The organism is Chromohalobacter moromii (genome assembly GCF_023091865.1).
Taxonomy (GTDB): domain Bacteria; phylum Pseudomonadota; class Gammaproteobacteria; order Pseudomonadales; family Halomonadaceae; genus Chromohalobacter; species Chromohalobacter moromii.
Genome location: NZ_JAHXDI010000001.1, coordinates 509,069 through 534,184, shown reverse-complemented (window position 1 = coordinate 534,184; position 25,116 = coordinate 509,069). Strand labels below are relative to the sequence as shown.

Sequence of the window (25,116 nt, the reverse complement as noted above, 5' to 3'; positions counted from 1 at the left end):
CCCGACACGGCGCACGAAGAGGATGCCTTCATGGATCTGATCGCTACATCCGCACTCGACGATCCCTTGGCCGCCGCGCGTGACGCGACCGCCGACATGCTTCGCCAGCGTCGGCGCACGTATTCGCTGCCGCAACCCTTCTATAATGACCCGCGCGTGTTCGCGCTGGATATGCAAGAAATCTTCACCCATGAGTGGCTGTTCGTCGGCATGACCTGCGAGCTACCCGCCAAGGGCAATTACCTGACCGCACAGATCGGCGATAACCCCATCATCGTGGTGCGCGGCGATCAGGGTACGCTGCATGCCTTCCACAACGTCTGCCGCCACCGTGGATCGCGACTGTGCACGCAGGAGAAAGGCAAGGTCGCCAAGCTGGTCTGCCCCTATCATCAATGGACCTACGAACTCGACGGCCGCCTGCTGTTCGCCGGACAAGACATGGGCGAGGACTTCGATCTTTCCGCCCACGGCCTCAAGCCGGTGGCAGTGAAGAGCGCCGGGGGCTTCATCTTCATTAGTCTCGCCGAGCAGCCGCCGGCCATCGACGACTTTCTGGCGACACTGGATGAGTACCTGGCGCCTTACGAGATGGATAACGTCAAAGTCGCGGCGGAATCGAACATCGTCGAGCAGGCCAACTGGAAGCTGGTCCTCGAGAACAACCGCGAGTGTTATCACTGCAACGGTGCCCATCCGGAGCTGCTCAACTCGCTTATCGAGTTCGACGACACCGACGACCCGCGCGCTACGCCCGCCTACCGCGACCTTGTCGCCCGCCAGCAGGCCCACTGGGAACGCCTACAGGTGCCCTGGGCGCTCAAGCACTTCGGCAAGCGCAACCGTCTGACCCGCACGCCTATGATCGACGGCGTCATGTCGATGACCATGGACGGCAAGCCCGGCTGCGGGAAACTGATGGGAAGCCTCACGAGCCCCGATCTGGGTTCGCTGCGCATTTTGCACCTGCCCAATTCCTGGAACCATTTCATGGGCGATCATGCCGTGGTCTTCCGCGTGCTGCCGCTGGGTCCGCAACAGACCCTGGTAACCACCAAGTGGCTCGTCCGCCGGGACGCCCAGGAAGGCGTCGATTACGACCCGCAATGGCTACGCAAGGTATGGGACGCCACCAACGATCAGGACCGGCAACTGGCCGAGGAGAATCAGCGCGGCATCAACTCCATCGCCTACCAGCCCGGCCCCTACTCCGAAACCTATGAATTCGGCGTGATCGACTTCGTCGACTGGTACAGCGAAACCCTACTCTCGTACCTGGAATCGGAGACACCTTCGTTGCAGGTCGTGCGGGGCTGAACGTCCATCGGGCAGTGCCCATCCGATAAATGCCCCACCGCGCGATGCATATCATGCAGCGCGGTGGGGCATTCACGTTTCACCTTTGTGCTTTGCCAACTGTCACCAGGCCAAGTGTCCCGAGCGAGAATTTACCTAAGCCCGCAGGCGAGGCAGCAAATGGGTGTCGATCGCTTGGCGTACCGAGGGCAGCATTTCATCGCTGTGCTGCATCATGTCGTGAATGGCCTCGGGCAATCCTTCCACGCCGACTTCGTTGTACTTGCATGCGGCCATGCGAGCACAGGTTTCGGGGCAAGCACCATCGGGAATGCGTACGCCCAGCGCTTGTAGGCGTTGACGAAAGTCATCGCCGTCGATCAAATCCGCGAGCATCATGTCTTCCCCTCCTCGAGTGACGGTGCGCCGACCGGTGTCCCCGGTCACGGCTGCGATGGTCGTTATTGTGGATGGTGGCTATCGTGAACGCCTGTCGCCAGAGGCGTTACCCGAAGTTTAGGAGAGCGGTGGCAAAATGCCCGCTCCCGCATCGTCAACGTGTGAACACCACGGTGCGCTTGGAATGCAGAAACACCCTGCGCTCCAGATGAAGCGATACCGCCCGCGCCAGGGTCAAGCATTCGATATCTCTGCCCTTGGCCACTAAGTCCTCGGGATAGTCGGCATGACTGACCGATTCCACTCCCTGGGTGATAATGGGGCCTTCGTCGAGATCGTCGTTGATGTAGTGCGCGGTGGCGCCGACCAGCTTGACGCCTTTTTCATAGGCCTGGTGATACGGCTTGGCGCCCTTGAACCCCGGCAATAGCGAATGATGGATGTTGATCGCGCGCCCGCTGAGGCGCGCGCACATCTCACTGGAAAGTACCTGCATGTAACGCGCCAGGATCACCAATTCGGCGCCGGTGGACTCGATCACCTCGAGAACGCGGGCTTCCTGCGCCGCCTTGGTCTCGGGCGTGATCGGAAAATGGTGATATGCCAACCCGTGCCCGGTTACCAAGGATTCGAGATCGGGATGATTGGAGATCACCGCACGAATATCCAACGGCAACTGCCCGGTGCGGTAGCGATACAACAGGTCATGAAGGCAATGATCGGCCTTGGAGACCATGATCACCACCGGGGTGCGACGCTCGGGCGGGGTCAGTTCGAAATCCATCTCGAACTCGAGGGCCCGGGTCGCGAAGTCGGCCTGGAAGGCTTCGGGGTCGAAATCGGCGGCCAGGGGCCGAAATTCGGTACGGATGAAGAACCGCTCGCCCAGGCGATCGTCGAATGACTGCTGTTCGGTGATGTAGCAATCGCGCTCCTTGAGGAAACGCGTCACAACATCCACGGTGCCCAAGCGGCTGGGGCACTGCGCGGCGAGGATCCATGTATCGTTACTGCGGCTCATGGCGGCTTTCTCGAGCGACACCGATGCCATATTCTTCCCCCGCATCCAGTAACCAGCGATACACGTAGTCGGCGAAACTGCGCCGCACGATGAGTTCCCAGCGCGCCTCGTCCGGGCGACGCAGGATCACGTTGGTCTTGGCGAAGAGCGTGGTCACGCCCTTGCCTACCGTGAACGCATGCGGGTCGACATCATAGACCGTCGATTTCATCAGGACTTCATGCGCCGCCTCCCCGGAGAGTTCGATCAGCGTCTGTCCCGCGCTGACGTCGACGATGGCGACATGCGACCCGCCGAGATGCGCGCGCAGCCGTGTTTCGAGGCCGAAGATCTCGTCACCGGGCACGATCAGCAGCCATTCGTCGGGCGACAACCATTGCACGGAGCGCTGGCCATCGGCGTCGACGGTGAGCGAATTAGGGCGCCCAGGCAGACCAATGCCGAGCACCTCCCGTAACGCTTCATCGAGGACGATGGCACCGCCGCGCAGGATGAGATGCCCCAGAAACGCTCGCTCGCTAACCACTGCACGGCCTTCCTCTCCAGGCGCGGGCATGCCGCTGCGTTGGAAGGAGTACGCCAACGGCGACTCGGCCGTGACGGTAGCGTGATCGGCGCGGGCATCGTAGACATGGACCGAGTTAGACATGCTGGCGCTCTCCCTTGGGATCGACGAATTGGGTGCCGACGATTTCGGCTTCATGCACACGACCATCGGCCATGGGCAAGTAGACGCTCTCCCCCATGCGCTGGTGGCCGCCCTTGACCACCGCCAGGGCAAAGCCGCTTTCCAGCGTCGGGCTGTAGTAGCTCGAGGTCACGTGGCCAGCCATGGGCATGGGGATGGCGTGTTTCGGATCGAAGACGATCGGCGCGCCCTCCTCCAGCACCACGCTCGCGTCCTTGGGTTTGAGACCGACGAGATGCTTGCGTCCCTCGCGGCGCGTATCGGAACGCGTCAGCGCCCGCTTGCCGACCCACGGGAACGGCTTGTCATAGCCGATGGCCCAGTGCATGCCGAGATCCTCGGGCGTCACCGATCCATCGGTATCCTGGCCGACGATGATGAAGCCCTTCTCGGCACGCAACACATGCATCGTCTCGGTGCCGTAAGGCGTCAGGTTGTACTTGTCGCCGTGCGCGAATAACGCTTCCCAGACGTGCATGGCGTAGTGCGCCTGGACGTTGATCTCGAAGGCCAACTCCCCGGTGAAGGAGATCCGGAACACCCGCGCGGGAACACCGGCCACATGCCCCTCGCGCCAGTCCATGAACTTGAACGCCTCGCGGTCGAGATCGATGTCGGTCAAGTCAGTGAGCAGCTTGCGCGCCTCGGGGCCGGTCACGGTCATCGTCGCCCAGTGGTCGGTAACCGAGTTGAAATACACCTCGAGTTCCGGCCATTCGGTCTGGTGCCAGAGTTCGAGCCATTCCAGCACCGGCGCGGCGTTGCCGGTGGTGGTGGTCATCAAAAAGTGATTCTCGGCCAGACAGCTGGTGGTGCCGTCATCCATCACCATGCCGTCGTCGCCGCACATCAGTCCGTAGCGCACGCGACCAGGCGCCAACTTCTGCCACTTGTTGGTGTAGATGCGACCCAGGAACTCGCGGGCATCCGCCCCCTGAATATCGATCTTACCCAGCGTCGAGGCATCGAGAATGCCCACACCCTCACGAACCGCACGGCACTCGCGCGCCACGGCCTCCGCCATGCTCTCGATCCCGCCGTCGGTACGTTTGCGAGGATAGTACCAAGGACGCTTCCACTGCCCGACGTCTTCGAATTCGGCGCCCTGAGCGACGTGCCAGGCCTGCATCGGCGTGTAGCGCTCGGGATCGAAGAGCTCGCGGCAGTGGCGTCCGACCACGGCACCGAAGGTCACTGGCGTGTAGTTGGGCCTGAATACCGTAGTGCCGGTTTCGGGAATGCTCTGCCCCAGGCAGCGTGCGGCGACCGCCATACCATTGATATTACCCAGCTTGCCCTGGTCGGTACCGAAGCCCATGGCGGTGTAGCGCTTGACGTGCTCGATGGATTCGAACCCTTCGAGCGTTGCCACCTCGATGGCGCCGGCGGTAACGTCATTCTGCAGATCGACGAACTGCTTGGGCGCACGCAGCGTGGTTTTCTCATGCGGCACCTGGAATAGCGCGCAGGCCGGGCCTTCATGGCGCGGCTCGACATGTGGCAGGTCCGCGTCGTTCACGGTGGCGTCGAATCCCAGCGCCGTCGCTGCGTTAACGCCGGCCTCGACGCCGTCCGCCAACACCTCGCCCAGCGGATAGACGCCATGGGCACCGCCCGTCGCCGTGACGCCCGCCACGGTGGTCGGCACGAAACCGATGATGTCATCGCTCCATACCGGACGCGCGCCGGTATGCGAGGCCAAGTGGATCACCGGGCTGTAGCCGCCGGAGCTGGCGATGGTGTCGCACTCGAGCGTCTCGACTTTTCCGGTGACCGTGAAGGTGTCCACGTCGATGGCCGCCACGCGTGCCGCTGAGACGCGCTGCGCCCCTTTGGCCTCGATCACCGCGCTGCCGGTGATGACACGGATGCCCGCCGCCTTGGCCTGCGTTACGAGATCGCCCTGGGGCGCGGGACGAGCATCGACGATAGCCGCTACCTCACGTCCAGCCTCCTGCCAATCCAATGCGGCGCGGTACGCGTGATCGTTGCTGGTGGAGAGCACCAGCTTCTGGCCGGGCACCACGACGTAGCGGCGAATGTAGGTCGATACCGCTCCAGCCAGCAGGTTGCCGGGGACATCGTTGTTGGCATACACCAGCGGGCGCTCATGTGCGCCGGTCGCCAGGATTACCTGGCCGGCACGTACCCGGTGCAGCCGCGAGCGCGCCTGGCGATGACCGTCCTGAGACGGCGCACTATCGCCCAGGTGCTCGGTGCGGCGTTCGTGAAGCGTCACGAAATGATGATCGTGATAACCATGCGCGGTGGTACGCGGCAGCAAGGTGACGTTGTCGTGTTCCGCCAGCGCCGCCAATGTCGTCTTCAGCCATTGAGCGGCGGGTTGATCGTCCAGCGTCTCGCGCGTATCGAGCAGCGAGCCACCCATCGTCTCTTGTTCGTCAGCGAGGATTACCCGAGCCCCGGCACGTGCCGCCGCCAGCGCCGCGCTCAAGCCTGCAGGGCCAGCGCCGACGACGAGCAGATCACAATGCCGATGCATGTGGTCGTAGATATCCGGATCGGGCTGTGTCGGGCTGCGCCCCAGACCGGCCGTCTTGCGGATGTATTTTTCGTAGGTCATCCACATCGAGGCCGGTGCCATGAAGGTCTTGTAATAGAACCCCGGCGGCATGAACGGGCTGCCCAGCTTGCCGACCCAGCGCATGATGTCGCGCTGCGCGTCGGGCCAACCGTTGGTGCTGCACGCGACGAGACCGTCGTAAAGCGCCTGCTGGGTAGCGCGCACGTTGGGTACCTGGGTCGCCTCCGTGGCGCCCAATTGAACCACCGCATTGGGTTCTTCCGCACCGGCGGCGACGATGCCGCGCGGGCGCGAGTACTTGAAGCTGCGATTGACCAGGTCCACGCCATTGGCCAGCAAGGCCGAGGCCAGAGTATCGCCGGGATGGCCGGTATATGAGCGGCCATTGAAGGTAAAGGTCAACGTCTGCGTGCGGTCGACCTGGCCGCCTTGCGCCAGGCGGTTGGACTGTGATGCTGTCTGGCTCATGCCTGTGCTCCCTTGACCGACGCCAGGGCGGCGTCACTGGCACCCACGGTCTGCTGGCCGCCCTCGGCAGCCTGCACGCTCGCGGTTTTTTCTTCACGCGCCAGATGCTCGGCGCCCACCGTCGGCTGCTCGCCCATTCTGTAGGTTTCGAGGATCTCGTAACTCACGGTATTGCGCGTGATATTGAAGAACTTGCGACAACCCACCGCGTGCAGCCACATCTCGTGATGGATGCCGCGCGGGTTGTCGCGGAAGAACAGATAATCGCCCCACTCCTCATCGCTGCAGGCGTCCGGCTCCTCGGGACGAGCGATGTGCGCCTGGCCCTTGGGGTGGAATTCCTCTTCTTCGCGCAATTCTTCGCAATAGGGGCAGTAAATATGGAACATGGTGGCTCTCCCTTAGTGCGCGACGCCAGCGGCGCCGTGCTCGTCGATCAACGCCCCGCTGTGGAAGCGGTCGATGGAAAACGGCGCGGCGATGGGATGCATCTCGCCCTTGGCCAGACTGGCCGCGAAGACATGCCCCGAGCCCGGCGTCGCCTTGAAGCCGCCCGTCCCCCAGCCGCAATTGAAGTAGAGCCCCTTGACCTTGGTCTTGGAGAGGATCGGACAGGCATCCGGACAGGTATCGACGATGCCACCCCACTGACGGTTCATGCGCACCCGGGAGAAGATCGGGAACATCTCGACGATGGCCTGCAAGGTGTGCTCGACGGTGGGATAGCTGCCCCGCTGGCCGTAGCCGTTGTAGCCGTCGATGCCCGCACCGATGACCAGATCGCCCTTGTCCGACTGGCTGATATAACCGTGCACGTGATTGGACATCACCACGGTGTCCAACACCGGCTTGAGCGGCTCGGATACCAGCGCCTGTAGCGGATGCGATTCCAGCGGCAGATTGAGACCGGCCATGCCGGCCAACACGCTGGAATTGCCCGCCGTCACACAGCCCACGGTCTTGGACTCGATATCGCCGCGATTGGTATGCACGCCCTGAATCTGGCCGTCGCGAATCTTGAAGCCGGTGACCTCGGTGTTCTGCAGCAGATCGACGCCCAACGCGTCGGCGGCGCGGGCATAGCCCCAGGCCACGGCATCGTGACGCGCCACCCCGGCGCGTGGTTGCCAGGAAGCGCCCATGACCGGATATCGAGCACGCTTCGAGCAGTCCATGATCGGCACCAGCGACTGAACGCCTTCGGCGTCGAGCACTTCACCGTCGATACCGTTGAGGCGGTTGGCATTGACCCGGCGCTGAATGTCACGCATGTCCTGAAGCGTATGACCCAGGTTGAGCACCCCACGCTGGGAGAACATGACGTTGTAATTGAGCTCCTGGGACAGCCCCTCCCAATGCTTCATGGCATGCTCGTAGAGTGCCGCCGACTCATCCCACAGGTAGTTGGAACGCACGATGGTGGTGTTACGCGCGGTATTGCCACCGCCCAACCAGCCTTTTTCGAGCACCGCGACATTGGTGATGCCGTGCTCCTTGGCCAGATAGTACGCCGTGGCCAGACCGTGGCCGCCGCCGCCGACGATGATCACGTCGTACCCCGGCTTGGGCGTGGGATTGCGCCATTGGCGTTGCCAATCCTCGTGGTGGCGTAACGCGTGCTTGACGAGGCCGAAGCCTGAATAACGTTGCATGGCACCTCTCCTGCGCGATCCCCGTGCGCTGTCATGGCACGGCGACGTGTCTGTGTATGACGCGATGGTAGCCCCGTCCCTCCTGGCACGGGGTACTTGCAAGCGTCACGGCCGGATGCGTTTGCGACACGCCCCCGGATCAGCCGTCGAGCGCCGTCGCCACCTCGGCGCGATGCAACCGACTGGCGGCGTACTTGAACTCGGGAATCTTGCCGAACGGATCGAGCGCCGGATTGGTCAGGATATTGGCCGCCGCCTCCAGATAGCAGAACGGCACGAACACCATGCCTGGCTGCATCAAGGGATCGGCGCGCGTCTTCAGGGTGATGCTGCCACGCCGAGTGGCGATGGTGACCGCCTCGCCCGGCGACAGCCCCAGGCGCCCCAATTCCGACGGCGCGAGGCTGGCCACCGCCTCGGGCTCGAGATCATCGAGTACCCGAGTACGCCGGGTCATGGAGCCGGTGTGCCAATGTTCCAGTTGGCGCCCAGTGATCAACACCGTGGGATAGTCATCATCGATGGGTTCATCCGGTGGCAGTGGCCGGGTCGGTGTGAACGTCGCTCGCCCGCTCGCGGTGGGGAAGGCGTCGGAAAACACTACGTCAGCGCCGGGGGCGTCCTCGGCCGGGCAGGGATAGGTCACCGAGCTCTCGCGTTCCAGACGGGCCCACGAAATGTGATCGAGCGACGCCATGCCCTGCTTCATCTCGTCGAACACCTCGCGCGGGTGCGTGTAATGCCAGTCCAGGCCCAGGCGATTGGCGAGCTGCTGGATGATCCACCAGTCGGGCTTCGCCTCACCGGGTAGCGGCACCGCAGCGCGACCGAGCTGCACCTGACGGTTGGTGTTGGTCACGCTGCCGTCCTTTTCTGGCCAGCTCGAGGCCGGCAGGATCACATCGGCGAACTGCGCGGTCTCGGTGACGAACAGGTCCTGCACTACCAGATGCTCGAGCTTGGCCAGTGCTTCTCGGGCGTGATCGAGGTCCGGGTCGGACATCACGGGATTCTCGCCGAGGATGTACATCCCCTTGATGGTACCGGCAGCGATGGCATTCATGATCTCCACCACCGTGAGCCCAGGCGTCGCATCCAGCGGCGAGTTCCACAGTTCCTCGAAGGCACTGCGCATCTGGGCGTCACCCACCGGTTGATAGTCGGGCAGCACCATGGGAATCAGGCCAGCATCGGAGGCGCCCTGGACGTTGTTCTGGCCACGCAGCGGATGCAGGCCGGTGCCGGGACGGCCGGTCTGGCCACAGGCCAGCGCCAGCGAGATCAGGCAGCGGGCGTTGTCGGTGCCATGCACGTGCTGGGAAATGCCCATGCCCCAGAAGATCATCGCCCGCTCGGCCTGGGCATACAGCCGTGCAAGCTCGCGAATCAGCTCGGGCTCGACGCCGCAGGCGGGCGACATCGCTTCGGGCGTCATGTCACGCACATGGGCCTTGAGTGCCTCGAAGCCCTCGGTGTGGGCATCGATATAGGCCTGGTCATAGAGCGCCTCACTGATGATGACGTTGAGCATGGCGTTGTAGAGCGAGACATCGCCGCCGGGCGTGAAACGCACGCTCCGATGCGCGTAGGCATCCAGTGCCTGGCCGCGTGGGTCGAGGACGATCAGTTTGGTGCCGTTTCTGGCCGCCTGCTTGAAGTAGGTGGCCGCCACGGGATGGTTGATCGTCGGATTGCAGCCGGTGAGGATCACGACATCGGCCTCAAGCGCCTGCATGAAGGAGGCGGTCACCGCGCCCGAGCCGATGCATTCCATCAGTGCCGCCACCGAACTGGCATGGCACAGCCGGGTGCAATGGTCGACATTGTTGGAGCCGAAACCGGTGCGTACCAGCTTCTGAAACAGCCAGGCTTCTTCGTTGGAGCATTTGGCGCTGCCGAAGCCAGCCAGGGCATCGGGACCGTACGCTGCCTTGAGGTCGGCGAGTCCGCCGGCGGCAAGCTCCAGCGCTTCTTCCCAGCTCGCTTCGACGAAATGGGTCAGTGGCTGAGCCGGATCGAAATCGGGATCGAGCCCCTTGAGCACCCCCGGTTTGCGGATCAGTGGCGTGGTCAAGCGTGACGGGTGCCGCGGATAATCGAAGCCGAAGCGGCCCTTGACGCATAACCGGTTCTGGTTGGAAGGGCCCTCGCGCCCTTCGACGAAGAGAATCGCGTCGTCCTTGACATGGTAGGTGAGCTGGCAGCCCACGCCGCAGTAGGGGCAGACGGAATCGACGCTGCGGTCGGCCACCCGGGAATCGCCGCGCCCCGCTTCGTCGACTAGGGTCGCCGGCATCAGTGCCCCGGTCGGGCAGGCCTGAACGCACTCGCCGCAGGCCACGCAGGTGCTATCGCCCATGGGGTCGTCGAAATCGAAGACGATCTTGGAAGCCGCGCCGCGATGCGCCATGCCGATGACGTCATTGCCCTGGACCTCGCGACAGGCACGCACGCAGAGATTGCACTCGATGCAGGCGTCGAGGTTGACGTTCATGGCCGAATGGCTGGCGTCACGGGTCGACGAGGCGCGCCGCGAATGCTCGGGAAGGTGCACATGGTGCACGGTGGTCGCCTCTCTCTCGGCCCGCGCCGGTAGCCGTCGGCGCACCCCCGTGGCATCGATGGCCAGTTGATCGGCCATGGCCCAGAAGTGGCTGGAACGGTCGGGACTGTCGTCACGCACCGGCTGGTCGACCAGCAGCAGCTCCATGACGCCTTCCCGCGCCGTGCGGGCCCGCTCTGAACTGGCGCTCTTGACCACCATGCCGGGGGCGGCCTCGCGCAGGCAACTGGCGGCCAGGGCACGCTCGCCCTCGATCTCCACCATGCAGGCGCGGCAATTGCCGTCGGCGCGGTAGCCACTGGCATCCTTGAAGCACAGGTGAGGAATGCTCTCGCCGGCACGCTTGGCCACCTGCCAGAGCGTCTCCCCGGCAGTGGCGCTTACTGCCACCCCGTCCAGGGTCAGGGTGAAGCTTGTGTTCGAGCATTGCTTGCTCATGCCATGTCTCCCTTATCCCTTGACGATCACGTTCTGGGCGGCGAGTTCACCGCGGAAGTCCTTGAGCAGCCCCAGCACCGGATTGGGCGCTGCCTGCCCGAGGCCGCAGATGGAGGCATCCATCATCACCTGCGAGAGGCGCGTCAGGGTCGCGGCATCCCATTCGTCGCCCTCGAGCAGGGTCAGCATCTTCTCGGTGCCCACCCGACAAGGGGTACACTGACCGCAGGACTCGTCGGCGAAGAAGGCCAGCAGATTGGTGGCGACGGCACGCAGATCGTCCTGGTCGGACAGCACGATCACCGCCGCCGAGCCGATGAAGCAGCCGTACGCCTGCAGGGTGTCGAAGTCCAGCGGCACGTTCGCCTTGGACGCCGGCAGGATGCCGCCCGAGGCGCCGCCGGGCAGGTAGGCAACAAGGCGATGCCCCTCGGCCATGCCGCCGCAATATTCCTCGATCAACTCCTCGAGGGTGATGCCCGCCGGAGCCAAGTGCACGCCGGGGTGCTTGACCCGGCCGGAGACCGAGAAGCTGCGCAGCCCCACCCGACCGTGGCGGCCCTGGCGCGCGAAGGCCTCGGCACCGCGCTGCCAGATCAGCGGGATCCAGTAGTCGGTTTCCACGTTGTTGACCAGCGTGGGACGATCGAACAACCCTCTCTGGGCGACGAAGGGCGGCCGATGGCGAGGCTTGCCGGGCTTGCCCTCCAGCGACTCGATCATCGCCGACTCCTCGCCGCAGATATAGGCACCGGCACCGCGCCGCAGCACGATATAGTCCGGCACCACCAGGCCCTCGTCCTCGAGCTCGGCGATCGCCTCGCGCAATACGCGGTGCAGGCCCGGATACTCGTCGCGCAGGTAAATGTAGAGCGCCTCGGCTTCCACCGCCCAGGCACTGACCAGGGCGCCCTCGAGGAAGCGGTGCGGCGAGCGTTCCAGATAGACGCGGTCCTTGAAGGTGCCGGGTTCGCCTTCGTCGGCGTTGATGGCACAGTAGCGCGGCCCCGCTTCCTGGCGCACGAAGGTCCATTTCTTGAAGGTGGGGAAGCCGGCGCCGCCCAGGCCGCGCAGATTGGCTGTTTCCAGCGCCTGCATCAACGCCTCGACCGTGACGCGCCCCGCGTGGCAGTCGGCGAGCAATGCATAGCCGCCCTCGGCGCGATAATCCACCAGCCGCTGCCAGAGAATCGCCTCGGGATGGTAATGACCGGTATCGATCACCGAGGCCACCCCTTCATGAGTGGCGAAGCGCACGTGATGATGCCCCACTTCCACCACCGGCGCGGTGTCGCAGCGCCCCATACAAGGAGCTCGCACCACCCGGACCGCTTCCGGATCGACGCCGGCCGCCAGCTTTGCCTTGAGCGCCTCGGCACCGGCCAGCCGGCAGGAAAGAGAATCGCAGACCCGGACCGTCACCTCGGGCGGTGGCGACTGATCGTCATGGACCACATCGAAGTGAGCGTAAAAGGTCGCCGTCTCGTAGACCGCGGCCATGGGCAGATTCATGTAGGCGGCCAGCGCTCGGAGCGTCACCAACGATAGATATCCATGGGCATCCTGGAGGGTATGTAGATGCTCGATCAGGAGATCGCGGCGTCGCCGTTCACCGTCCTCGCGTTCATCACCGAGGAGTTGGCGAAGCGCCGCCAGGGCAACGGGGGGCAGGTCGCGCCCGCGCAGCTTGCCGCGGAAGCGACGCTTGGGAGTGAGAGTCTCGACGGTCATGGCGTGCTCGTTGTTATCGGTAGGCACTTGCCCGGGAATGCGCTGTCCGGCGTAACGCACCGCTATGGACAACGGCTCCCCGGATATCGACCCTCCTGTTCTAAGACAGGCGGCTGATTGCAGGTTAGCCCCGGTCTCGTGCCGGGGCCATTCACACCGCTCAAGCGGCCACGCTGCCGTGCGGATCGATGACGAACTTCTTGGCCACGCCGCCGTCGAAGTCCGCATACCCGCGCGGCGCTTCGTCCAGGGAGATGACTTCGACATTGACCGCGTCGGCGATGCTCACCTTGTCGAACAGGATCGCCTGCATCAGCTGCCGGTGATACTTCATCACCGGACACTGCCCGGTATGGAAGGAATGAGACTTGGCCCAACCCTGCCCGAGGCGCATCGAGAGATTGCCATGCTGGGCTTCCTGGCTCTCGGCACCGGGGTCTTCGGTGACGTACAACCCCGGAATTCCGATCTGACCACCGGCCCGGGTGATGTCCATGCAGGCATTGAGCACCGTGGCGGGTTGCTCGTGCGCATGGTTGTGCCCATGACAACGCGCCTCGAAGCCCACCGCATCCACGGCGCTGTCCACCTCGCGTTCGCCGAGGATCGGCTCCAGCATGTCGGGCATGGGCGTATCTTGGCGCAGATCCAGGGTTTCGCAGCCGAAGCTTTTGGCCTGATCGAGACGCTGCGGGTTCATGTCGCCGACGATGACGCAGGCGGCGCCCAGCAACTGGGCGGAGACCGCCGCGGCCAGCCCGACCGGTCCTGCCCCAGCGATGTAGACGGTGCTGCCGGGGCCGACACCGGCGGTAGCACAGCCGTGGAAGCCGGTGGGAAAGATGTCGGAGAGCAACGTCAAATCGCGGATCTTGTCCATGGCGATATCGCGGTCGGGAAACTTCAACAGATTGAAGTCCGCATAGGGCACCATGACGTACTCGGTCTGGCCACCGACCCAGCCGCCCATGTCGACATAGCCATACGCGGCGCCCGGACGCGCGGGGTTGACGTTGAGACAGATGCCGGTCTGGCCTTCCTTGCAGTTGCGGCAACGCCCGCAAGCGATGTTGAAGGGCACCGAGACGACATCGCCAACGCCGATGAACTCGACGTCGCGTCCGCACTCGACGACTTCGCCGGTGATTTCATGCCCGAGTACCATGCCGCTCGGCGCTGTGGTGCGGCCGCGCACCATGTGCTGGTCGCTGCCACAGATGTTGGTGGTGATGACCTTGAGAATCACGCCGTGCTCGCATTTGCGATTGCCTAGCGCCAGCTCGGGAAAAGGGATCGATTGGACCTCGACATGGCCGGCGCCCATGTAGATCACGCCGCGGTTGGCTGCACTCATGGCTATTGTCCTTTGGTTTCGTGGTGAGAGGCGTCGTGGCGTCAACGCCACTCTTCGACCATAGCCCTCTTGCTGGCGCGTACTGTTCCCAGCGAGTCATCGCCATGCTCAAAAGAGACATTGCCGTGCCAATCGCAGCCCCGCTTATTGTGCGCCGCCTTATCATAAGCGCGACTTGTTCCGGCTGCGGGGGCGTGCTATTCAAGCAATGATCGAAATACGCCCTACCCCGAGAAGCGTATCCACCGCCCACTCGTCACCGGAGCTCACCATGGAGGCCTCGACCGCCACCGCCTCGTCTCGTTCCCCGTCCTACCCCGCTCGCCTGACCGGCATGAGCTGGGCGCACTTTCTCAACGACGGCGCCGCCAATTACCTGCCGGGCGTGCTGCCGGCGATTCTGATCTCGCTCAATCTATCGGTGGCGCTGGCGGGTACGATCATGGCGGCCTTGCTGATGGGCCAGGCACTGCAACCGCTGGTGGGGATTTTCGCCGACCGGGTCGGTGGCCGCGTCATGGTCGCCCTGGGGCTCGCCGGTTCGTCGCTGGGCGGCGCCCTGATAGGCTTCGCCTCCGGCTTCTGGCCCTTGCTCGGCATCCTGATGCTGATCGGGATCTCCAACGCCTTCTTCCATCCCCAGGCGCTGGCCGGCATTCGTCGTCTGGGTGGCGAGCGCCCTGGGACCGCGATGTCGATCTTCATGGTCGGCGGTGAGGTGGGGCGCGGTGTATGGCCAGCCCTGGCGAGCTGGGTGGTGGTGCAATGGGGACTGGGCTACCTATGGCTACTCGCATTGCCCGCGCTCGCTACGCTGCCGTTCATGCTGCACTGGGCGCCGCGTCTGCCGCCACGCGCCGCGGATGCCACACCCATTGCCTGGCGTCTGCATGCCGGTCCGCTATCGCGGTTGGTGACCTTTTCAGCCCTGCGTTCGCTAATGATCCTCTCGGTGGTGACCTATGTACCGCTGATGTGGGCCCAAGGCGGGGGCGATCTGACCACCGGCGCCAGCTTCATCACCGTTCTGCTGGTCGTCGGCGTGATCGGCAATCTGGGAGGCGGACGGCTCTCCGATCGTTTCGGCCGCCGTCCGGTGTTGATCGTCGCCATGAGCATCTCGGTCATCATGCTGGCGGCTTTCCTGTTGGCCGAAGGCATCTGGCTATGGATCATACTCGGCGTGTTGGGCATCAGCCTGTTCGCGACCTTGCCGCTGGGCATCCTCATCGCCCAGGACATCCTGCCCGAAAACCGCTCACTGGGGTCGGGCATGGCGCTGGGCCTGGCCAACGCGCTGGCGGCCCTCGGCGTGATGCTGCTGGGACCGGTCGCCGCGCTTTGGGCGCCCGCCGCACCGCTGTGGATCGCCCTGGGTGGCGGTGTGATCAGCATTTTTCTCGCCAGCGGCCTGCCCGAGCATGACCATGCTGCTTAAAACAAGAACTAATGCCATAGCACATGGCTGGTCTTGGCCCGGCGTTTACATCGTGCCTTAACGCAGGACGTCTTCTTCACGCAGTAACGTCAGGATCGCCTCGGCGCCTTGCGTCGGGGTCACATCCGTCAGTACCTGCCCACTGCCGCCTTCGGCCTTGGCGGCGGCGGCCTTGAAACGGTCCCGCGCCGAGGCGGCCTTGACGATCTTTAAGCGCTTGGGACGCGGGCGCGCGGGTTGCACGTGCCAAGAGGCCCATTCATCGTCAGCGCTCACCGGCCCTGCCGTCGCTTCGAACGCGCCGCGCCGCGCCGGCCCGTAGGCGCTCTGACGCGGCGCAGGGGCCGCATCGTCGACGGTGACGATGACCGGCAGACGGACCTTGAGTCGCCGCCGCTGCCCCCGCGGCAGGGCCTGTAGCAAGGTCGCCACGCCATCCTCGACGCTTTCCACCGCCGCCAGACCACTCACCAGAGGCCAGCCAAGGCGTTCGGCGAGCAGATAGGGCAACAGGCCCGATCCTTCGCCCCGTTCGGCACGCTCACCGGTAATCACTAAGTGCGGCGACGCCGCATCCAGGGCTTCGGCGAGCGCGGGCAATACATCGGCGCCCTCGGACTGCTCGAGTAACGATAATTCGGTGAAGCCCATGCCCAGATAGCCGCGCAATGCCGCTTCGCTGCTTTCATCGCGCATGCCGGCATGCAGCAGACGCACCTGGGCATCCGCCAAGGAGCGCGCCAGCTCCACACCCCGGGCATCCTGGTCGGCACGCCGAGCTCTCCCCGTCAGCGGATGGCGGCCGACGGAGACCAGCACCGTCACTTCGAGTCCTGGCGTCATGGCGGATTCAGGCTGCATCGCGTTTCTCCTCTCGTGCCTGTGCCACCAGGGTGACCAACGCCTCGAGTATTTGCGTCGAGTCTCCGATCACTGCGAGATCGGCACGCTTGATCATGTCGCAACCGGGATCCATGTTGATCGCCACCACCTTGTCGCAGGTTTGAATACCCTGCAGATGCTGAATGGCGCCGCTGATGCCCACGGCCACATAGACCCTTGCCGTCACCCAGGTGCCGGTGGCCCCCACCTGACGGTCACGGGCCATGAAACCATCATCCACCGCCACGCGTGAGGCCCCCTCAGTGGCCCCCAATACTTCGGCGGCATGATGGAAGCCTTGCCAATCCTTGACGCCATTGCCGGCGGAGAGAATGAACTCCGCCTCGGACAGGGCCACGCCTGACGGGTCGACACTCACCTGACCGAGATCCTGAATGCGCGACAAGGTCGACGGCAATGGCTGTGGCAGGGCCAGTTCGACAGCGGCGTGACGCGTTTCGCTGACCGGCTCGGCACATTCGGCCAAGGCCAGGGCGATTCGCGGCAATGGGCGCCGAATGTCGAGCGACCCCGCCGCACCCCGCGCTGTGCAATGCCACCCCGTGGCCGCCTCGGCATCTGCTTCGACCTGCCAAACCCCCGTCGCCGGTCGCTCGCCGAGACGCACCGCCAAACGCCGTCCCAGCTCGCCGCCGCCCAGCTTGGAGTCCGGCAGCAGCCAATGGCGTGGTGACCAGGTTTCCTCGGCCATGATCAGCGCTCCCAAGCGTGCCTCGGGGGCATAGCCCGCAACCTCCGGTGAATCGAGATGCAGCAGGCGGTCGATGCCCGCTTCACCGACGTCCGCTTCCTTATGGGGACCGAAAATCACGGCCACCACCGCGCCTCGCGCCGCAGGATCGGCATCGGCGAGCTGGCGCGCCAGGCCGAATAGATCCCGGTCATGTCCGCTCAGGCGACCGCCGGCCATATCCGGCACCACTGCAATCATGAAGGCGGGTGCGTCGATCTCGACCAATGGTTTGCGCTCGGCAATCGGTGTCGCCGTGCCGCCGCCACACGCGCCCTGCTGCGTACCGCTGCGGTCGATACGCTTCACGCCATTGGGGCCGACGAATCCCACTGCGTGCGGATTCCTGCGTACGAGACCGCCGGGGCCCCACCATTCACTGGCCGCGCCCCGGCCCATCTCCTGGAGAACTTCAGCATGGCGCGGATGCAGACGATTGCGGGCGATCCACTCCTGGCGGGGATCGCGACGCGGTAGATCGCTCATGACATGACCTCCTCGGTGGCCTGCGCGGTCGAGGCATCACGCGGCGTAGATGATGTCGACACCGGCGTGGTATCCAGCGCAGCGGCGACCATCTCGGCAATGTCCTTGACTGCAACCTCTTCGTCGCCCGCTGGCGGAACGACACCTTCGAACATGGCCGTACATTGCGGGCAGCCCACCACCACCTGCTCGGCCTGGGTCTCGCGCACGTCCCCCATGCGCATGTCGGGGATGCGTTGCTTGCCGGGAATGTCGGTGACGGGCGCCCCGCCACCGCCGCCGCAGCAACGCGAGCGATAGCCCGAACGCTGCATCTCGACCAGCTCCACGCCAAGGGCGCGCAGCACCGCGCGCGGTGCTTCGTATTCACCGTTGTAGCGGCCCAGATAGCAGGGGTCGTGGTAGGTCACGCGCGCCGCTTGGCCCGGCGCCAGTCGCAACCGACCCGCCTCGATCAACTGATTGATGAAGGTGCTGTGATGCCAGACCGGATAGTCAGATGCCTGTCCTTCTGGATAGAAGGCACCGTATTCGTTCTTGAGCACGTGGAAGCTGTGCGGATCGCAGGTAACGACACAGTCGAAGCGATACTGGGCGAGTGTGGCGATATTGCGCCGCGCCAGCGACTGGAAGGTCGCCTCATCCCCGAGACGGCGCGCCACATCGCCACTGTCGCGCTCTTCATTGCCGAGCACCGCGAAATCCACGCCGGCGGCGCGCAGTACCTTGACCAGGGCACGCAGCGTGCGCTGATTGCGCATATCGAAGACGCCATCGCCCAACCACAACAACACCTCGGCGCGTTCGACGTCGGCCATCAACGGCAGTTCGAGATCCGCCGCCCAGTTGAGCCGCCCACCGGGATCGAAACCGCCCGGATTGTCGGTGACGATGAGGTTGTCGATCACCTCGGCGCCCTTGCCAGGCGTCGCGCCTTCTTCGAGCGTCAGATGACGGCGCATATCGACGATGGCATCGACGTGTTCGATCATCATCGGGCACTCTTCGACGCAGGCACGGCAGGTGGTGCAGGACCACAGCGTCTCGGCGTCGACCAGCGCCTTGCCGTCTTTTGTCGAAGCCGGCGCGACGATCGGCCCATGGGGCGTACCATGATGCTCGCCGACCGGCTGGTCCCCGCGCTCGGGTGACGGGTAGGGAGAACCGGCGTAATGGGCGTCACTGCCGCCGGCCATGCCCACCACCATGTCCTGGATCAGTTTCTTGGGATTGAGCGGCTGCCCCGCGGCGAAGGCCGGACAGACCGCTTCACAACGGCCGCACTGCACGCAGGCGTCGAAGCCCAGCAACTGGTTCCAGGTAAAGTCGCTGGGCGTTTCCACACCCAGCGGGGCCTGGTCATCCTCGAGATCGAGAGCCTTGAGACCGGTGGAGCGATTGCCCCCGCTCCCTTTTTTCGTGGAAAAGCGTTCGGGACGACGGTGAAAGGCCAGATGCAGGGCGCCGGCAAAGGCATGCTTCATCGGCCCACCCCAAGTCATGCCGAACACTAGCTCGGCCAGCCCCCAGGTCACCACGGCGGCCAGCACCAGTGCGACCAGCCAACCACCAGCGTCGGCGGGCAGCACGCCCACCGCCGGCAGGGTCACCACGAAGATGCCCAGCGAGAACGCCATCAGACTCTTGGGCAGACGCATCCAGGGGCCCTTCGACAGGCGCGCCGGTGGATCGCGCCGACGCCGGGCAACGAACAGGCTGCCTGCGAACATCGTCGCGCTCGCCGCCAGCAGCAACCAGCCCAAGACGCCGCTAACCCAGCCAGAGCCGAGGCCCAGGCCATGGACGACGATCGCCAGCCCCATCGCGGCGACGAAGCCACCGGCGGTGGCGACGTGGGTATTGGACATCACCTTGTCGCGCGCCACTACATGGTGCAGGTCGACCAGATATCGGCGCGGTACGGCTGCCAGACCGCGGAGCACGGGCACCGGCGATGGCCGCCCCTGACGCCACAGGCGAATGCGCCGCACGGCACCGACCGCCGCCAGCGCAAGGGCGGAAAAGAGCAGGATCGGCAGGAGGATATCGAGCATGTCGGCTCACCTCATCGGCGAGCTGGAAGCTGAAAGCCGGAAGCTGAAAGAAAGGGCGAAAAGCGCAGGGTTTCCTTCCAGCTTCAAGCTTCAGGCTTCAGGCTTCCAGCTAGGGGTTAAAAGTCCTTGCAGATCCGCAGGGCATCGTAGATCGCCGCATGCGTATTGCGCGGCGCCGTACAATCGCCCACTCGGAACAGCAGGAAGCCGGCCTGTGCATCATCGTCCAGCGTTGCCAGGCTAGGTTGTGGCTCGGCGGCATAAAGCGCTTCGAGATCGAGTTGACCGTGATTGCGTGAGCGTTCCTTGAGCGCGTAGTAAAGCGACTCATTCGGGCGCACGCCATTTTCGACCACGACCTGATCGACCACGCGCTCTTCCTGGACGCCGGTGTATTCGTTCTCGAGTACCGCGACCAGGGCATCGCCCTCTCGATAGACCTTATGCAGCGCCAGATCCGAGGTCATGATGACCTCTTTCTCGTAAAGGCTGCGGTAATAGGTGGGAAAGGTCGTGCCGCCGACCGCGCTGCCCGGCTTGGTATCGTCGGTGACGATCTCCACCTGGGCGCCTTTGTCAGCCAGATAGTCGGCCACCGAGACACCGGTGAATTCGCAGATGGTATCGAACACCAGCACGTTCTGCCCCGGCGCCACGTCACCGCCGAGGATATCCCAGGCACTGACGACCAAGCTCTCGTCGCGATCTTCCGCATATCCCCATTCCGGCACCTGAGTCAGAAACGGCTGGCCGCCGGTGGCGAGCACGACGATGTCCGGGCGCAGGTCGTCGATCGTCGCCCCATCGGCGTGCACGCCCAGACGAATATCGACCTTGAGCCGCGTCAGTTCGAGCTGAAACCAGCGTGTAATGCCGGCGATTTGATCACGCTGCGGCGCCTTGGCAGCCAGTGTGATCTGTCCGCCCAATGCTTCGGCACCTTCGAACAACGTGACCGAGTGTCCCCGCTCGGCGGCGACCCGCGCCGCTTCCATACCGCCCGGCCCGCCGCCTACGACGACCACACGCCGCTGGGGACCGGTGCTTTTCTCGATCTCGTGCGGCAGGCCCATGTACTCACGAGAGGTAGCCGCATTCTGGATGCACAATACGTCGAGGCCCTGGTACTGGCGATCGATGCAGTAATTGGCGCCCACGCACTGCTTGATCCGGTCGGTCTGCCCCATCTGGACCTTGGCGATCAGGTGCGGGTCGGCGATGTGCGCACGCGTCATGCCCACCATGTCGACGTAGCCGCCTTCGAGAATGCGGTTGGCCTGGGTGGGATCCTTGATGTTCTGGGCGTGGATCACCGGCGCGCTGACAACTTCCTTGATACCCGCCGCCAGGTGCAGGAACGGCTCCGGCGGGTAGGACATGTTGGGAATCACGTTGGCCAGGGTGTCGTGAGTATCGCAGCCCGAGCCCACCACGCCGAAGAAGTCGATCTGGCCGGTGGCATCGTAGTAGGCGGCGATGTCCTTCATGTCGTCGTGGGTCAGGCCATCGGGATGGAACTCGTCGCCACAGATGCGCATGCCGACCACGAAGTCGTCGCCGACCTCGGCGCGTACTGCCTTGAGCACCTCCATGCCGAAGCGCATGCGGCCCTCGAAGCTACCGCCCCATTCATCGGTACGCTTGTTGACGCGCGGGCTCCAGAATTGATCGATCAGATGCTGGTGCACGGCGGAAAGCTCGACACCGTCCAGCCCGCCTTCCTTGGCACGCCGCGCGCCCTGGGCGAAATCGTCGATGATCCGCCAGATGTCTTCTTCTTCGATGGTCTTGCAGGTCGAGCGATGCACCGGCTCGCGAATCCCCGAGGGCGACAGCAGCACCGGCCAGTCGTGGCCGTCCCACCGCGAACGACGCCCCATGTGGGTGATCTGGATCATGATCTTGCCGCCGTGCTTGTGAACGGCGCCCGAGAGGTTCTGGAAGTGCGGGATGATGCGATCGGTGGCCAGGTTCACCGAACTCCACCAAGCCTGTGGGCTGTCGATCGACACCGGCGACGAGCCGCCGCAGATAGAAAGACCCACGCCGCCCTTGGCTTTTTCTTCGTAGTATTTGACGTAACGATCGGTGGTCATGCCGCCATCGGTGGCATGAACCTCGGCATGGGCGGTGCTGACCACGCGATTGCGAATCGTCAGCTTGCCGATCTCGATGGGTTGAAAAAGTGCGTCGAATGCCATCGTGGAAACCTCAGCCGGCGGATTGGGAGCGGGGAGAGACCTGGAAACGACCGACATCGCAACCTGGCTCAGCGGCGCTTTGGGTCTGCTCGGCGACGGTGCGCAATTCACTGCCTTGCGCAGTGAGAATCTGATCCATCGCGCCGGCGAACCAGCCGGTGAACATGTAATCCACCTTGTGCCCGACCTTGCCCTGTTGATAGACGAAGGCGCTGTCTTCCAGGCGTACACGGGCGCTACCCGTATCGAGATCGAACGCCTCGGTGAAGAAGCGCCCCCAGCCGCGTTGCGAGAGTCGCTTCATGTAATGTTCGAAGACATCCACGCCTTCCAGGCCATGGCATTCGGCTTCTTTCTCGCACCAGTGCCAGGCGCTCTTGTAGCCGGCCTGGTAGAGAATCTCGGCGTAGGTCTCGATGCCCAGCGCCTGCTCCACGGCGACGTGATTGTTGATGAAGAAATGGCGCGGCACGTAGAGCATGGGGAGCGCATCGGTGGTCCACACGCCGGTCTCGCTATCCACTTCGATGGGCAGTTCGGGAGGCATCTTGGTCACGGTCGTATTCCTCGCATCGTTGTTCTTGGCACGTTTCTCACCAGGGATTGCCAGCGGTAGGCCTGCGAGGAGGCGCTCTGAATACGTCCTTGTACGCTACCGATTCCATCCCTGGAATCGGACCTCCTCTTCGGCCTACCCCGGCACCCCTTACATACAATGGCGGAGCCTCTTAAGCGCCCCAGACATCCTTGAGCACTCGCATCCAGTTCTCACCCATGATCTTGCGCACCTGTCGCTCGCTCATGCCGCGTCGCAAGAGTGCCTCGGTGAGGTTGCCGAACTCGCCGATGGTGCGAATGCCCTCGGGATTGATGATGGTGCCGAAGTTAGTCAGGCGCCGAGCGTAGCCCTTGTCATGGGTGAGCCACTCGAAAAAGGCTTGATCCTGCCCCTGGGTGAAATCGGTCCCGATACCGATGGCGTCCTCGCCGACGATGTTCATCACGTATTCGATGGCTTCGACGTAGTCGTCGACGGTGGCGTCGACACCGGCACGCAGGAAGGGGGTAAACATGGTCACGCCGACGAAACCGCCATGCTCGGCGATGAAACGCAACTCGGCGTCGGACTTGTTACGGGGGTGTTCCTTGAGGCCGGACGGTAGGCAATGGGAGTAGCAGACCGGCTTCTCGGACGTTTCGATGACCTCGCGAGAGGTGGTCTCGCCAACGTGGGAAAGATCGCACATCACGCCCACGCGATTCATCTCGGCGACGATTTCGCGACCGAAGCCGGAAAGCCCGCCGTCGCGCTCGTAACAGCCGGTGCCGACCAGATTCTGGGTGTTGTAGCACATCTGCACGATACCCACGCCGAGGCGCTTGAAGACCTCGACGTAGCCGATCTGATCCTCGAAGGCATGGGCGTTCTGGAAGCCGTAGATGATGCCCGTCTTGCCTTCTTCCTTGGCACGAGTGATATCGGCGGTGGTGTGCACGGGCCGTACCAGGTCATCGCTCGCCGCAAGTAGCGCGTTGGTCTGGACGATATTATCGACCGTGGCCTGAAACCCTTCCCATACCGAGACGGTGCAGTTGGCAGCGGTCAAACCGCCCCGGCGCATGTCTTCGAGTAGTTCGCGGTTCCATTTGGCGATGATCAGGCCATCGATAACGATGGCGTCGTCGTGTAGTGCTTGCGCGGTCATGGGTCTCGCTCCCGGGGATGGCGTCATGTCGCCAGCTTAGCCCCGTCCCCGAGACCGTCGACGCTTGGAAGCGACGAGGAAAATTCCAAATACGTCACGCCTTGTCATCGGCCCTAACGCAACGAGGCCGCCCGATGATCGGACGGCCCCGATGGAAGCGGCACGTCGGCCGCATGAATGGCGCTAATACGCACTATCTCAAGTGCACACTCGCGTAGGTGGGTTCGCCTTGCGCCTGAGCCAGCGCCTGCATGGCGCTGGAGGCGCGCGGTGCGACATAGGCGTCGTCTTCATTGCCCGCTGTGAGTTTGGCGGGCGTCAGCGTCACGCTGGCGCTCGCCAGGCGCGTCAAGCGTTCGTCACGCGGCGGCGTGCCGAAGTATTCCCGATAGCACTTGGAAAAATGCGGTGTGGAAACGAACCCGCAAACCGAGGCGATTTCGATGATCGACATCGAGGTCTGGCGCAGCAGCTGTCGGGCGCGGGTCAAGCGCAGCTTGAGGTAATAGCGCGATGGCGAGCAACTCAAATACTTCTGGAAGAGGCGCTCGAGTTGGCGGCGCGAGACGTTGACATAATTCGCTAGCTCGTCGAGGGCGATGGGCTCTTCCAGGTTGGCCTCCATCAGCGCCACGATCTCGAGCAACTTGGGCTGGCTGGTGCCCAGAACATGTCGCAGCGGCACACGCTGCTGATCTTGTTCGCCGCGCATGCGGTCGCAAATGAACATGTCGGAGATCGCCGCCGATAGCTCGCGACCATGATCGCGGGCGATCAACGTCAGCATCATGTCCAGCGGCGCGGTCCCGCCGGAAGCCGTGGCGCGGTCGCGATCGATGGAGAACAAGCGGGTGGTCAGCGTGGCACGCGGGTAGGCTTCTTGTGCGGCGGCCTGGAACTCCCAATGAATGCTGCATTCGTAGCCATCGAGCAGCCCCGCCTTGGCCAGCGCCCAACTGCCGGTACATAGCGCACCGATGCGTCGCGACTGGCGCGCCTGCGCCTGCAGCCACAGCACATGTTCACGTGTGACATGACGCTGGATGCCGACACCACCACACACGAATACCATGTCGAGCGCCAACGGCTCGTGCATGCCGTTATCGGGCGTGATCAGCAAGCCATCGCTGGCTCGTACCGCCTCGCCGTCCGTACTCAGGGTGGTCCACTGGTAGAGTTCGCGCCCCGCCAACTGATTGGCCATGCGCAACGGCTCCACCGCCGAGGCCAACGAGATCAGCGTGAAATTATCCATTAACAAGAAGCCCAAACGCAGCGGCGCATCAGGGACGGTAGGCGGCGTGGGACGATCGCTCGTCATGGCCATCAGCGGTTCTCCTCGGGTCACGTTCGGAGCCACTGGTAGTGCTTCACCAGGGGTGTATTGTCATTATAGGAAGTTGGTTTCAACGCCTTGAGTGTGACGAGAAGGCGCCCCCTCAA

General features: G+C 64.0%; 18 protein-coding genes. 2 read left to right on the top strand and 16 right to left on the bottom strand.

Features of this window, described 5'->3' with window-relative positions:
• Window positions 1–30 precede the first annotated feature (30 nt).
• Window positions 31–1,317, top strand: a complete 1,287-nt coding sequence (locus tag KZO83_RS02440; RefSeq protein ID WP_247619624.1) for an aromatic ring-hydroxylating oxygenase subunit alpha — start codon at window positions 31–33, stop codon at window positions 1,315–1,317.
• A 135-nt stretch (window positions 1,318–1,452) separates the two neighbouring features.
• Here KZO83_RS02440 and KZO83_RS02435 read toward each other — a convergent pair whose 3' ends face one another.
• The 9 genes from KZO83_RS02435 to fdhA form a co-directional block, all read right to left on the bottom strand.
• Window positions 1,453–1,695, bottom strand: coding sequence for a hypothetical protein (locus tag KZO83_RS02435; protein WP_178997921.1), 243 nt, complete (start codon window positions 1,693–1,695; stop codon window positions 1,453–1,455).
• A 154-nt stretch (window positions 1,696–1,849) separates the two neighbouring features.
• Entirely contained in the window at window positions 1,850–2,716 is an 867-nt protein-coding gene (purU, locus tag KZO83_RS02430) for a formyltetrahydrofolate deformylase (protein ID WP_247619623.1), read from the bottom strand.
• Entirely contained in the window at window positions 2,703–3,365 is a 663-nt protein-coding gene (locus tag KZO83_RS02425) for a sarcosine oxidase subunit gamma (RefSeq protein WP_247619622.1), read from the bottom strand. Before KZO83_RS02425 ends, purU begins: the two co-directional genes overlap by 14 nt.
• Window positions 3,358–6,417, bottom strand: a complete 3,060-nt coding sequence (locus KZO83_RS02420) for a sarcosine oxidase subunit alpha family protein (RefSeq protein ID WP_247619621.1) — start codon at window positions 6,415–6,417, stop codon at window positions 3,358–3,360. The genes KZO83_RS02425 and KZO83_RS02420 overlap by 8 nt, the downstream gene beginning before the upstream one ends.
• A complete protein-coding gene (locus tag KZO83_RS02415) occupies window positions 6,414–6,806 on the bottom strand; it encodes a sarcosine oxidase subunit delta (RefSeq protein ID WP_178997913.1) in 393 nt (130 codons plus the stop codon). The genes KZO83_RS02420 and KZO83_RS02415 overlap by 4 nt, the downstream gene beginning before the upstream one ends.
• Before the next feature lie 12 nt (window positions 6,807–6,818).
• On the bottom strand, window positions 6,819–8,069 hold the full coding sequence (locus tag KZO83_RS02410; protein ID WP_247619620.1) for a sarcosine oxidase subunit beta family protein: 1,251 nt from the start codon (window positions 8,067–8,069) through the stop codon (window positions 6,819–6,821).
• A 139-nt stretch (window positions 8,070–8,208) separates the two neighbouring features.
• The gene (gene fdhF, locus KZO83_RS02405) at window positions 8,209–11,070 is read right to left on the bottom strand and encodes a formate dehydrogenase subunit alpha (RefSeq protein WP_247619619.1); all 2,862 of its coding nucleotides are present in this window, start codon (window positions 11,068–11,070) and stop codon (window positions 8,209–8,211) included.
• 12 nt (window positions 11,071–11,082) lie between these two features.
• The gene (locus KZO83_RS02400) at window positions 11,083–12,801 is read right to left on the bottom strand and encodes an NAD(P)H-dependent oxidoreductase subunit E (protein ID WP_247619618.1); all 1,719 of its coding nucleotides are present in this window, start codon (window positions 12,799–12,801) and stop codon (window positions 11,083–11,085) included.
• Window positions 12,802–12,961: 160 nt separating this feature from the next.
• A complete protein-coding gene (gene fdhA / locus KZO83_RS02395) occupies window positions 12,962–14,155 on the bottom strand; it encodes a formaldehyde dehydrogenase, glutathione-independent (RefSeq protein ID WP_247619617.1) in 1,194 nt (397 codons plus the stop codon).
• A gap of 271 nt (window positions 14,156–14,426) precedes the next feature.
• On the opposite strand from fdhA, the gene KZO83_RS02390 reads away from it, so the two are divergent.
• Complete coding sequence (locus KZO83_RS02390; RefSeq protein ID WP_247619616.1) at window positions 14,427–15,593, top strand: MFS transporter; 1,167 nt, start codon at window positions 14,427–14,429, stop codon at window positions 15,591–15,593.
• A 57-nt stretch (window positions 15,594–15,650) separates the two neighbouring features.
• Here the strand turns inward: KZO83_RS02390 and etfB are convergent, their stop codons facing one another.
• The 7 genes from etfB to gbdR all read right to left on the bottom strand — a co-directional run bounded on the left by etfB (window position 15,651) and on the right by gbdR (window position 25,000).
• Window positions 15,651–16,454 (bottom strand): electron transfer flavoprotein subunit beta, encoded by an 804-nt coding sequence (gene etfB / locus KZO83_RS02385; protein WP_247619615.1) that lies wholly within the window; start codon window positions 16,452–16,454, stop codon window positions 15,651–15,653.
• Window positions 16,444–17,712, bottom strand: coding sequence for an electron transfer flavoprotein subunit alpha (etfA, locus tag KZO83_RS02380; protein ID WP_247619614.1), 1,269 nt, complete (start codon window positions 17,710–17,712; stop codon window positions 16,444–16,446). Before etfA ends, etfB begins: the two co-directional genes overlap by 11 nt.
• Window positions 17,709–19,766, bottom strand: coding sequence for a (Fe-S)-binding protein (locus KZO83_RS02375; RefSeq protein WP_247619613.1), 2,058 nt, complete (start codon window positions 19,764–19,766; stop codon window positions 17,709–17,711). Before KZO83_RS02375 ends, etfA begins: the two co-directional genes overlap by 4 nt.
• Before the next feature lie 116 nt (window positions 19,767–19,882).
• Window positions 19,883–21,967, bottom strand: coding sequence for an NADH:flavin oxidoreductase (dgcA, locus tag KZO83_RS02370; protein ID WP_247619612.1), 2,085 nt, complete (start codon window positions 21,965–21,967; stop codon window positions 19,883–19,885).
• A 10-nt stretch (window positions 21,968–21,977) separates the two neighbouring features.
• Window positions 21,978–22,523, bottom strand: a complete 546-nt coding sequence (locus tag KZO83_RS02365; protein WP_178997891.1) for a 4-vinyl reductase — start codon at window positions 22,521–22,523, stop codon at window positions 21,978–21,980.
• Window positions 22,524–22,695: 172 nt separating this feature from the next.
• Window positions 22,696–23,673 carry a dipeptidase gene (locus KZO83_RS02360; protein ID WP_178997889.1) on the bottom strand — a complete coding sequence of 326 codons (978 nt, stop codon included), beginning with the start codon at window positions 23,671–23,673 and terminating at the stop codon, window positions 22,696–22,698.
• 193 nt (window positions 23,674–23,866) lie between these two features.
• Window positions 23,867–25,000, bottom strand: coding sequence for a choline metabolism transcriptional regulator GbdR (gbdR, locus tag KZO83_RS02355; protein ID WP_418904289.1), 1,134 nt, complete (start codon window positions 24,998–25,000; stop codon window positions 23,867–23,869).
• Window positions 25,001–25,116 lie beyond the last annotated feature (116 nt).